At 72.4% G+C, this 10,926-nt stretch carries 11 protein-coding genes; 5 read left to right on the top strand and 6 right to left on the bottom strand.

What is annotated here, in order from left to right:
- On the bottom strand, positions 1-832 hold an 832-nt coding region (locus VHA72_RS11195), incomplete at its 3' end, for an amidohydrolase (RefSeq protein ID WP_325575199.1).
- Positions 829-2,256, bottom strand: a complete 1,428-nt coding sequence (locus tag VHA72_RS11190; RefSeq protein WP_325575197.1) for a purine-cytosine permease family protein — start codon at positions 2,254-2,256, stop codon at positions 829-831. The genes VHA72_RS11190 and VHA72_RS11195, both read right to left, overlap by 4 nt.
- A gap of 159 nt (positions 2,257-2,415) precedes the next feature.
- Here VHA72_RS11190 and VHA72_RS11185 point away from each other — a divergent pair, with 159 nt between their 5' ends.
- Positions 2,416-3,321: an Lrp/AsnC family transcriptional regulator gene (locus VHA72_RS11185; RefSeq protein WP_325575195.1), complete on the top strand. Its 906-nt coding sequence runs from the start codon at positions 2,416-2,418 to the stop codon at positions 3,319-3,321.
- Between the two features lie 7 nt (positions 3,322-3,328).
- On the opposite strand, the gene VHA72_RS11180 is transcribed toward VHA72_RS11185, so the two are convergent.
- The gene (locus VHA72_RS11180; RefSeq protein ID WP_325575193.1) at positions 3,329-4,237 is read right to left on the bottom strand and encodes an Lrp/AsnC family transcriptional regulator; all 909 of its coding nucleotides are present in this window, start codon (positions 4,235-4,237) and stop codon (positions 3,329-3,331) included.
- Positions 4,238-4,446: 209 nt separating this feature from the next.
- Between VHA72_RS11180 and speB the strand changes: the two genes are divergently transcribed.
- From speB to VHA72_RS11160, 4 genes are read left to right on the top strand one after another with little or no spacing between them, the layout of a single operon-like run.
- Positions 4,447-5,406: an agmatinase gene (gene speB, locus VHA72_RS11175; protein WP_325575191.1), complete on the top strand. Its 960-nt coding sequence runs from the start codon at positions 4,447-4,449 to the stop codon at positions 5,404-5,406.
- Positions 5,399-6,805, top strand: a complete 1,407-nt coding sequence (locus VHA72_RS11170) for an amidase (RefSeq protein ID WP_325575190.1) — start codon at positions 5,399-5,401, stop codon at positions 6,803-6,805. The genes speB and VHA72_RS11170 overlap by 8 nt, the downstream gene beginning before the upstream one ends.
- Before the next feature lie 48 nt (positions 6,806-6,853).
- A complete protein-coding gene (locus VHA72_RS11165) occupies positions 6,854-8,293 on the top strand; it encodes a purine-cytosine permease family protein (RefSeq protein WP_325575189.1) in 1,440 nt (479 codons plus the stop codon).
- Positions 8,290-9,249 (top strand): carbon-nitrogen hydrolase family protein, encoded by a 960-nt coding sequence (locus tag VHA72_RS11160; protein WP_325575188.1) that lies wholly within the window; start codon positions 8,290-8,292, stop codon positions 9,247-9,249. The genes VHA72_RS11165 and VHA72_RS11160 overlap by 4 nt, the downstream gene beginning before the upstream one ends.
- 9 nt (positions 9,250-9,258) lie before the next feature.
- Here VHA72_RS11160 and VHA72_RS11155 read toward each other — a convergent pair whose 3' ends face one another.
- The 3 genes from VHA72_RS11155 to VHA72_RS11145 form a co-directional block, all read right to left on the bottom strand.
- Complete coding sequence (locus VHA72_RS11155) at positions 9,259-10,044, bottom strand: cytochrome c-type biogenesis protein (protein ID WP_325575186.1); 786 nt, start codon at positions 10,042-10,044, stop codon at positions 9,259-9,261.
- Entirely contained in the window at positions 10,041-10,583 is a 543-nt protein-coding gene (locus VHA72_RS11150) for a TlpA family protein disulfide reductase (protein WP_325575184.1), read from the bottom strand. The genes VHA72_RS11155 and VHA72_RS11150 overlap by 4 nt, the downstream gene beginning before the upstream one ends.
- Positions 10,580-10,926 (bottom strand): cytochrome c-type biogenesis CcmF C-terminal domain-containing protein (locus VHA72_RS11145; RefSeq protein ID WP_325575182.1); only part of this gene is annotated, 347 nt, incomplete at its 5' end. The genes VHA72_RS11150 and VHA72_RS11145, both read right to left, overlap by 4 nt.

The following is a 10,926-nucleotide window of genomic DNA, read 5'->3' as shown; positions in this document are numbered from 1 at the left end:
AGCTCATCCCGAGCCCGGTCAGGTGCTCGAGGTTGCTCGACAGCGCCAGCATCTCGGTGCGCATCAGCAGCCGGCCCTCGTCCCGCGCCCGCAGGTAGCTGTCCATCTCCAGCTGTGTCACCTGGGCGTCGCACATGGTGGTGATGCCGGCGTCGAGCAGCGAGCGCTGGCCGAGGTCGAAGAGGTGGTCGATCTCGGCGTGCGTCATGGGGAGGTGGAAGTTGGGGCCGTGGTTGCGCACCTTGACGCCCTCGGCACCGGTCAGCAGGTCGCACGCGGAGTCGAAGAGCACGCCCGTCGGCTCGCCGTCGGCGTCGCGGTCGATCCGGCCACCGGCCGGGGTCGGGGTCGCGGCGGTGATGTTCGCCTGCCGCAGGGTGAGCGTGTTGACCACGTAGCCGTGGCCACTGGCGTGCTGGATCTGCACCACCCGGTCACGCGCCACCCGGTCGAGGTCGGCCGCCGACGGGTGCCGGCCCTCGGCCAGCTTGGACTGGTCGTAGCCGTAGCCACGGATGGCCTCCCCGGGACGGGCGGCGGCGCGGTCGCCGAGCAGCCGGACGACGTCGTCGATGGTGCGCGCACCGGAGAGGTCCACCCAGTCGATCGCCGACCCGTGCAAGATGGTGTGGGCGTGCGCGTCGACGAATCCCGGCATCAGCGTGCGACCGTCCAGGTCGACGATCTCGGGGGTCTCGTACGCCGAGCGCTTCATCTCGGTGAGGCTGCCCACCGCCTGCACGATGCCGTCGCGGACCAGCACCGCCTCGGGCACCTGGCCGTCCTCGGCCATGGTGCGGACCGGGCCGCCGGTCAGGATGGTCGAGCTCATCGGGTGGACACCTCCGGGGTCGTGACCGCGACGCGCGCGGTGCGGGTCATCAGCAGGTAGCAGGCACCGCTGACCACGATGCCGACAAGCCAGGACAGGTCGCCGCCGTCGAGCCGGTGCGCGACGGGCCCGGCCCAGAAGCCGAGGTTGGCGAAGGGCAGCTCGACCACGAAGCCGAGCAGGAAGCTGACGGCGCCGGCGACGTTGACCCGGCCGTAGGCGCCGGCGGGGTCGAAGATCGCCTTCACGTCGTAGTGGCCGTCGCGGACGAAGTAGAAGTCGGCCAGGTTGATCGCCGACCACGGGATCAGCAGGATCAGCACCACGCCGAGGGCGTCGGTGAACGCGCTGGTGAAGCTCTTGGAGTAGGCGATGGTCGCGACCAGGCACAGCAGCGCGAACGGCACCAGCGACCACAGCCGGGTGCGCATACTCGCCTCGACCGGCGCGACGGTACGGCGCAGGGAGGTGGCGATGCTGATCGCGGTGTTGCCGCCGGCGTACATCGACAGCGAGCCCTGCAGCACCTGGATCCCGACCACCACGACCACCAGCAGCGCGGTGAAGACCTTGCTGAACGAGTCGCTGACCTGGACCACCGAGCCGAGCGTGTCGGCGCCGTACCCGGTCACCGTCGTGAGGTAGGCGCCGAGCACGAACAGCCAGATGCCGGAGATGACGATGCCGGCGTAGGTCCACCACGCCGTCGCGGCGGTCGAGCTGTCCTCGGGGAGGTAGCGAGAGTAGTCGGCGATGTAGGGCGCGTAGCCGGCGGCGTAGACGAAGGTGATCGCGACGCCGGTGAGGAAGAGCCCGGTCTGGAAGCCACCGGTGTGCAGGTTGTGCGTCGTCGGATGGTCGATGCCGTGGTGGGCGAGCACCAGGATCGTGAGGATGCCGAAGCCGACGACCGCGGCGACGCTGAGGTACTTGGCGAGCCGGTGGCTGAAGTCGTAGCCGAAGAGAGCCACCACGAACGTGATCGCGGTGACGACCACGGCGACGACGTAGATGTTCCAGCCCCACACCGCGTTGGTCAGCAGGCCGCAGATCGCCGGCGCGGCGGCGAAGAAGACCAGGTAGTTGACCTCGGCGATCAGCATCGGCACGACGCCTCCGACGTACCCGAACTGGGCGCGGCTCTGGATCATCTGCGGGATGCCGAGCTGGGGACCCTGAGCGGAGTGGAACGCCGCGAGGAAGCCACCGAGGGCGAAGCCGATGACCATCGCCGCGACCGACCAGGCGAAGGACATACCCCCGCCGACGAGGATCGCGGCCGTCACCACGCTGACGATGACGCTGTTGGCGCCGAACCACAGCGTGAACAGGTGCCACGGCTTGCCGCGCCGCTCGCTGAGCGGGATGAAGTCGATGGTGTGTGTCTCGATCCCGCCGGGGCGGATCTGCTCGTCGTGTCTCACCCAGGTCTCCTGCGATTCGAGCCGGAGTCTCCGGCGTAATGGTCCGATTGGTTCGTTGACGACCGTCTTTCCAAACGATATGTGCCGCTAACCTGGAGGTCAATGCCCATTTTGTTTGCCTGCACAGCCTCTCGCCTCCGATTCGCTACCGTGAGCCCGGTGAGACTGACCGAAACCGACCTCGAGCTCGTCGCGGCCCTGCAGGAGGACGGCCGCGCCTCCTTCGAGTCCCTCGCCGGTCGGGTCGGCCTCTCCCGCAAGGCGGTTCGCTCGCGGGTGCTGCGACTCATCGCGGACGGCGTCGTGCGCGTGGTCGCCACCGTGCGCCCGGACTTCGACGGCATCCACGCGAACGCCTACCTCTCCGTCTCCGTCATCGGGGCGCGTCGCGACGAGATCGCGCGCACGCTCGCCGAGCAGGACGAGGCGGTGTTCGTCTCCATCGTCGCCGGCCAGGCCAGCGTCGTCGCCGAGATCAGGACCACCGACCTCGGGCGGGTTCGCGACCTCGTCGACCGGCTCCGCGGCACCGACGGGGTGGCAGCGGTCGAGACGATCGTCTACACCGACGTGGTCAAGGAGCCGCACCTGCCGCCGCCCCTCACCACCGGCGGCGCCGCCCCCGCCATCGACCAGACCGACCGGACCCTCGTCGACCTGCTGCGGCGCGACGGGCGGGCCAGCTACGCCGAGCTGGCCGCCCACGTCGGCCTCTCCGCTGCCGCCACCCGGGCCCGCGTGCGCCACCTGCTCGACTGCGGTGTCGCCCGGATCGTGACGCTGGTGAACCCCACCAAGCTGGGTCGCTCCGTCATGACCGGTTTCGCACTGGACCTCGACGGGCCGGCACCGGACGTGCTGGCCCGGATCGGCGAGATCGCTGCCGTCGACTTCCTCGCCCGGACGCTCGGCAGCGCCGACGCCGTGGGCACGATCGTGACCACCACCACCGAGGACACCATCGCCGTCCTCGACCGGATCGGGACGCTCGCGGGCGTCGCGGGCCTGCGCTCCTGGACGCACCTGCGGCTGGTGCAGGAGCGCTACGGAGCGCCGGGCGCCTGACGGTGCGTCATGGCGCCGGGTCGGCGACCGTGCCCAGCCCGATGGCGGCGTAGCTCTCCTTGACAACGCTCAGGTGTGTCCAGCTCTCCACTTCGTTGACGCCCGGGAGCGCGCGCACCTTCTCCAGCGAGGCGGTCAGAGGTGCGGTCGTGTGGGCGCGCATCGTGACCAGGATGTCGAAGCGGCCGAGGGTGCGCGCCACGAAGGTGACGGTCGACATCGCACCGAGCTCGGCGATGACCCGCTCGTGGCCGCCGTCGAGCCGCAGGCCGAGGCCCATGGCCGCCTGCCGATCCCCACCGGACTGTCGCACGACCGCACCGACCCGGACCACCTGCTCGTCCAACAGCCGCAGGACGCGCCGCCGCGCACCGGCCGCCGAGAGCCCGACCAGCGCGCCGAGGTCGACGTACGACGCCCGGCCGTCGTCCTGCAGGGCGCGCAGGAGAGCGAGGTCGACGTCGTCCACGTCGTAGGTGACCTCGCCGACGGGACCGATGACGTCGCGGACCACCTCGACGTACGAGAGCGTGTCGATGCTCTGCACGCCGTCGAGGCGACGAAGCTCGCCGACCGCGCGATCCACGTCGAGGGCCGACCGCGCCCGCACCTCGGCGACCACGGCGTGCCGGCCGGTGGTCAGGGAGACGAGCGGCACGTCGTCGCGGCGCGCCACCCGCTCGGCCACCGTGGCCGCCGGCCCCCGCACCAGCAGCGCGACGTAGGCCAGCGATCCCCGGCCGACCACGGCCGGGTGCACCACACCGCGGACCTCCACCTGCCCGCTGCCGAGTAGGCGCTGCGTGCGCGCGGCGGCGGCGGAGCGGGAGAGCCCCACCGCTGTCGCGATCTCGCCGTGGGTCAGCCGACCGTTGCGCTGCAGCAGTTCGACGATCGCCTCATCGAGGTCGTCCATGCGCACCCTCCCGCAAATCCACCGCAATTTTTTTCGCTCCGGTGCCGCGACAGAACGAGTACGCCGGTGCCCATATTGCTGTTCTTTCGGCACATAGTACCGCTTGGACAGGACGATCGTGAGTACTAGGCGGGCCTTTGCTTTCGATCCGCTTGCCGTCACCACAGCCGCTTCCTAGAGTGACCCACACCACAACGGAAGGACTCGTCTTGCCCACCCCCGTCGGACCCATCGACAGCTCGAAGACCCCTCGCTACGCCGGCATCGCGTCATTCGCCCGGCTACCGCGCCTGGAGGAGGTCGCGTCCGCCGACGTCGTGGTGGCCGGGGTCCCGTTCGACACCGGGGTGTCCTTCCGGCCCGGCGCGCGCTTCGGCCCCTCCCACGTGCGCGAGGCGTCGCGCCTGCTCCGGCCCTACCACCCCGCCCTGGACGTCTCTCCCTTCGAGATCGCCCAGGTCGCCGACGCCGGCGACATCGCGGTGAACCCGTTCGACATCGGCGCCGCCATCGAGACCATCCAGGAGGCCGCGCTCGACCTGACCGCCGACGACACCCGGCTGGTCACCATCGGAGGCGACCACACCATCTCGCTGCCGCTGCTGCGCGCCGCCGCCGGGCGGCACGGGCCGGTCGCGCTGGTCCACTTCGACGCCCACCTCGACACGTGGGACACGTACTTCGGGGCCGAGTACACCCACGGCACGCCGTTCCGCCGGGCGGTGGAGGAGGGCATCGTCGACACCGAGGCACTCAGCCACGTCGGCACTCGCGGCCCCCTCTACGGCAAGCGCGACCTGGAGGACGACCGCCGCTTCGGCTTCGGCATCCTCACCGCGGCCGACGTCTACCACCAGGGGGTGGTCGAGGTGGTGGAGCGGCTCCGCGAGCGCATCGCCGGCCGGCCGGTCTACGTCTCGATCGACATCGACGTGCTCGACCCGGCGCACGCCCCGGGCACCGGCACCCCGGAGGCGGGCGGGATCACCAGCCGCGAGCTGCTCGAGATCCTGCGCGGCTTCCGCGGCCTCGACATCGTGGGCGCCGACATCGTCGAGGTGGCACCGGCGTACGACCACGCCGACATCACCGGCATCGCCGCCTCGCACGTCGCCTACGACCTGGTCTCACTGCTGGCCCTGCGCCACGAGGAGAGACCGGATGACTGATCGCGGGCCGTCACTGCGCGCGCTGGCCGCCGCCGTGCGCGCGGGCCGCCGTCACGCCGTCGAGCTGGTCGAGCTCTCCCTGGAACGGATCGCCGAGCACGACGACCTCGGTGCGGTGGTGGCGGTGGACGCCGACCGTGCGCTGGCGCAGGCGCGGGCCGTCGACGGGGCCGTCGACACCGGCCGCGGCGCCGGCAGCGGCCCGCTGGCAGGCCTGCCGGTCCTGGTCAAGGACAACACCGACGTCGCCGGATTGCGTACGACGCACGGCTCCGCGCTGCTCGCCGGGGGTCCGGTGGCCGAGGCCGACGCCCCCGTCGTGGCGCGGCTGCGGGCCGCCGGTGCGATCGTCGTGGGCAAGACGAACCTCCCCGAGTTCGCCATCGAGGGGTTCACGGACAACCCGCTCTTCGGCCCGACCCGGAACCCGTGGCGACCGGAGCTCTCCCCCGGCGGGTCCAGCGGCGGCTCGGCGGCCGCGCTGGCCGCCGGGCTGGCACCGATCGCGACCGGCACCGACGGCGGCGGGTCGGTGCGGATCCCGGCCGCCTGGTGCGGGCTGCTCGGCTACAAGCCGACCAACGGCGTGATCGGCCGCCGCGGGGCGCCGGACTGGATCGACTTCGACACCGACGGCCTCATGGTCGGCGCCGTCGACGACGCCCGGCTGCTGCTCGACGTCCTGGCCGGCCCGGTCGCCGGCGACCCGAGGGCACTGCCGGTGCCGCTGCCCGCGGCCGAGGCGCCAACCCGCCTCATCGCCGCCGAGCGCACCGCCGATCTCGGCCCGCTGCCAGCGGACGTCGCGACCGCGTTCCAGACCGCGGTCGCAGCCCTCGCCGACGTACTGCGGCTGAGCCCCGAGTGGTGGTCGCCGACCGACTTCTTCCCCGACGGCAGCCCCGACGACGACTGGTTCACGCTGGCCGCGCCGGAGCATCTCGCCGCGCTCGGCCGCGAGCGGATCGCCGACGCCGCCGGACGGCTGCACCCGAGCACCCGCGAATTCTTCGACCTCGGCGCCCGGATCGGGATCGACGACTACCTCACCGCCCGGCGCCGCCGCTTCGCGCACATCGCCCGGATCGACACGATCCTGGGCTCGCGCACGCTGCTCGCGACGCCGACCGTCGCCGTGGCCGGGATCCCCGCCACCGGCCGGCCCGACGCGGGCCAGGCCAGCCTGCTGCCACCGGCGACGTACTCGACGGCGATGCAGAACCTCACCGGCCTGCCCGCCGTCTCGCTGCCCGCGGGCGAGACCCCCGACGGGGTGCCCTTCGGCCTCCAACTGACCGCTCCCCGCTGGGCGGACCGCGCCCTGCTCGACGTCGCCGCGCTCTGGGAGCGTGCGGCGCCCTGGTCCCCCACCGCCCCCGGCTATCTCCCCTTCGGCTGACCCCACCTCCACGGCTTCGCGAGCGACCGCTCCAGGAAAGGACACCTGATGACGCAGACCACCTCGGCCGACGTCGGCTCCGCACGGATCATCGAGCAGCACTCCATCGACTACGTGCCGTGGTCGGAGCGGCGGGGCACGCTCTGGCACCAGGGCCCGTTCTGGTTCGCCGGCAACTTCGTCCTGCCCACGATGGTGGTCGGCTTCACCGGCCCCGAGATGGGGCTCTCGGTCGGCTACACCTTCCTCGCCGTGGCCCTCGGAGCCTGCTTCGGCACGTTCTTCATGGCCTTCCACGCCAACCAGGGCCCACGGATGGGGCTGCCGCAGATGATCCAGTCGCGCGCCCAGTTCGGTCGCCGCGGTGTCGTCGTACCCTTCCTGGCGACGGTCTTCGTCTACGTCGGCTTCATGGTCTTCGACACCATCCTCGGCACCCAGGGCCTCGGGCTGATCCTCCCGGACGGCAAGTGGTTCTGGTACCCGGTGCTGACGGCGCTGTCCATCGTCATCGCCGTCGTCGGCCACGACCTGCTGCACTTCATCCAGCGTTGGATGACCTACCTGCTGGTGATCGCCTTCGCGATCACCACCATCCTCGCCTTCACCAGCCTGCATGCACCGACCGCGGCGCACGCCGGCGGCTGGAGCGGCACGGCGTTCCTGGTGCAGTTCTCCCTCGCCGCCGGTTACAACATCAGCTACGCCGTCTACGTCTCGGACTACTCGCGCTACCTGCCCGCCGACTCCTCCGCGCCCAAGCTGATCTTCTGGACCTACCTCGGCGCCGCCTTCTCCGCGGTCTGGCTGATGGGCCTGGGCGCCGTGCTGGCCAGCAGGCTCGGCGGCGCCGACGCGATCGCGCTGATCAAGGACACCGGCGACCACCTCTTCCCGGGCTTCGGCACCATCGTGGTACTGATCTCGACGCTCGCCCTGATCTCGATCATGGGCGTCAACGCGTACGGCGCGATGCTCACCAGCGTCAGCGGCATCGACGCCTTCCGCACCGTCCCGGCCACCGTGCGGGTGCGGGTCGTCGGGCTGGTGGCGATCGGCGTGATCTCGGTTGTGGTCGCACTGTTCATCCCCACCGACTACCTCGACAGCTTCAACAGTTTCGTGCTGCTGATGCTCTACTTCCTGGTGCCGTGGACGGCCGTCAACCTGGTCGACTTCTACGCCGTCCGGCACGGCGAGTACGCCATCACCGACATCTTCCGGGCGCGCGGCGTCTACGGGAACTGGTCGTGGCGTGGCCTGGTCGCCTACTCGGTCGGGTTCGTGGTGATGATCCCGTTCTTCTCGCTGTCGTTCTACACCGGCCCGATCGCGGACAAGCTGCACGGCGCGGACGTCTCCTTCGCCATCGGCCTCGTCGTCGCCGGCGGTCTCTACTACGTGTTCTCGCGCAGCCTCGACCACGAGGCGGAGGCCCGCGCCCGCGCCGCGAGCCAGCTGGAGCTGGAGGGAACGCCGCAGCTGTGAGCGAGTCCGTCGTCGCGATCGCGCAGCGGCCGCCGGTCCTGCTCGACCTGGCCGCCTCCCTCGAGCGTGCCGTCGGGTGCGTGGCGGAGGCGGCGGCCGCCGGCGCCGCGCTGGTGGTCTTCCCGGAGACCTGGCTGACCGGCTACCCCGCATGGGCGTTCGGGCTGGCCGGGTGGCAGGACCCGGTGGCCCGCGCCTGGCACGCCAGGCTGCTCGCCGCGAGCCCTGTCGTCGGCGCCGCCGACGCGCTCGACGACGGTCTCGAGCCGGTACGCCGGGCCGCGCGTGAGCACGCCGTCACCGTCGTGATCGGGCTCAACGAGCGCTCCGGCGGGACGCTCTACAACAGCCTGGCGACCATCGGGCCGGACGGCACCCTGCTCAACCTGCATCGCAAGCTGGTGCCGACGCACACCGAGCGGATCGTGTGGGGCCCCGGCGACGGAGCCGGGCTCCGCGCCGTCGAGACGCCCGCCGGTCGGGTCGGCGGCCTGGTGTGCTGGGAGCACTGGATGCCGCTGGCGCGGCAGACCCTGCACGCCGCCGACGAGCAGATCCACGTGGCGGCCTGGCCCGACACGCCGGAGATGCACCAGATCGCCGCCCGCTCCTATGCCTTCGAGGGCCGCTGCTTCGTCCTCTGCGCCGGACTCTTCCTCACCGTCGAGGACGTCCCGGCGGAGCTGCTCGATGCCTACCGCGCCGGACTCGGCCCGGGCGCCGCCGAGGACCGCGTCCTCTTCGACGGCGGGTCGGCGGTGATCGGCCCCGACGGCGACTGGGTGGTCGAGCCGGTGCGCGGCCGCCCGGAGCTCGTCGTCGCGACGATCGACCTGACCGCGATCGACCGCGCCCATCACGATCTCGACGTGGTCGGCCACTACGCCCGCGACGACATCTTCGAGCTGCGGGTCGACCAGCGCCGGCCACGCGGGGGCGTGGTCACCACCGGCTGAGGCCGCACCTCAGGGCTGGAGCAGCCGGCGGACCTGGGCGGCGGCCGGGTGGTGCGGGTGGTGCTTGAGGAATCGGGTCAGGGTGGCCCGCCAGGCCGGCTCGTCCTGGGCGCGCTGCGCCAGCCCGAGCACGAGGACGGCCAGGGCGCGGTCGTGGCCCGGCTGGGCGGCAACCGGGCGCACCAGGGACTCCGCGTCGGCGGGACGGCCGGCCTGGAGCAGTTGGAAGGCGGCCTCGACCGGCGAGGCGGCCGTCGATGAGGACGGGGCCGGCTCGGGCGTCGCGGCGGCGGAGGTGTCGGAGTGGCGGGTGAGCAGCAGCGGTACGCCGACGCCCGCCACCGCCAGCGCCAGTCCGGCCACCGCGAGCCGCGGCGCGGAGAGCGCGGCGGGCCGCTGGGGTCGCACCGGCACCCGGGGCGGAGGCCGGCGGCGCCACAGCACCACCGCGACGCCGGCGAGCAGGACCAGCCCGGGCACCAGCCAGAGGACCCAGCCCAGCCCGTGCGTGGGCGGGGCCAGCACGATGGCGTCGCCGTACCGACCGCGGAACCAGCCCAGGATCTGCGCGTCGCTGCGACCGGCCTTGACCTGCTGAGCGACTTCGCTGCGCATGCTCGCGGCCACCGGCGAGGTCGAGTCCGCCACCGACTGCCCGGCACAGGTCGGACAGCGCAGCTCGCCGGCCAGGTGCGCGACCCGGTCGGCCTGCGAGGGCGACCGGTGGCCGACGAGCAGCCCGGCCACGACCGCCGCGACGGCCAGGCCGAGGACCACCAGCGACAACCGCCTCACGCCGTACTCCAGCGCCTGACCTGACCGGTGAGCCAGCTCTCGCTGACGGCGCCGATCCAGCGCGCCCGGACGACGCCGCGCGCGTCGACGACGAACGTCTCCGGCACGCCGGTGGCGCCCCAGCCCACGGCGGTCCGGCCGTCGGGGTCCTGGACGGCGAGCAGGCCGGACGCCCCTACCTTCGCCAGGAAGTCGCGGGCCAAGGAGGCGCCGTCGCGGGTGTCGATGGTGGCGACCTGGACGCCGTCACTCGCCCAACGCTGCGCCAATCCGGCGACCAGCGGCAACTCCTGCCGGCACGGATCGCACCACGACGCCCAGATGTTGACCACAGTGACGTGGCCCGGGCGCAGCACGAACCGCTGACCGGTCAGCGTCGTCCCGGCCAGCGCCGGCGCGGGCTTGCCGATCAGCGGGGAGCCCGCACCGGCGGAGGAGGCGCCGCGCGGACGCAGCACCAGGGCGGCGACGAGCACGACCGCGACCAGCCCGGCGATCAGCAGCGTCCGCCGGGACAGCAGCGCGGCAGGAGCGATCACGGCGACCTCGCCGGTACGGCGACGGCGGGCGCCGACTCCGCCTGCGCCGCGGCCCGCCGCCGGGGTCGGCGCAGGCCCAGCGCCCCGCCGACCACCAACAGCACTCCCCCGGCCCACAGCCAGTCGATCATCGGGTTGACCGCGACCCGGAGGGTGACGCTGGTGCCGGACGAGGACGCGTCGAGCAGGGTGACGTAGACGTCGCGACGCGGCCCGGAGGCGACCGCCGGCAGCGGCACGGTGGTCTGCTGGCCGGCGAAGTAGCGCAGCGCCGGCCGCAGGGTGTGCCCGCCGAGCGTCACCGTCGCGACGGTGCGGGTGCCCTGACCGTCGTGGCTCTCGT

It is taken from the genome of Nocardioides sp., from assembly GCF_035547795.1.
Classification (GTDB): Bacteria; Actinomycetota; Actinomycetes; order Propionibacteriales; family Nocardioidaceae; genus Nocardioides.
Note: the sequence above shows the minus strand (reverse complement) of the source record. Positions and strands in the feature narration are given on the sequence as shown.

What these genes read in the sequence shown, in the direction of transcription:
- VHA72_RS11180 (WP_325575193.1), bottom strand. Translation starts at nt 4,237, where the DNA reads ATGGACGACCTCGATGAGGCGATCGTCGAACTGCTGCAGCGCAACGGT.
- VHA72_RS11165 (WP_325575189.1), top strand. Translation starts at nt 6,854, where the DNA reads ATGACGCAGACCACCTCGGCCGACGTCGGCTCCGCACGGATCATCGAG.
- VHA72_RS11170 (WP_325575190.1), top strand. Translation starts at nt 5,399, where the DNA reads ATGACTGATCGCGGGCCGTCACTGCGCGCGCTGGCCGCCGCCGTGCGC.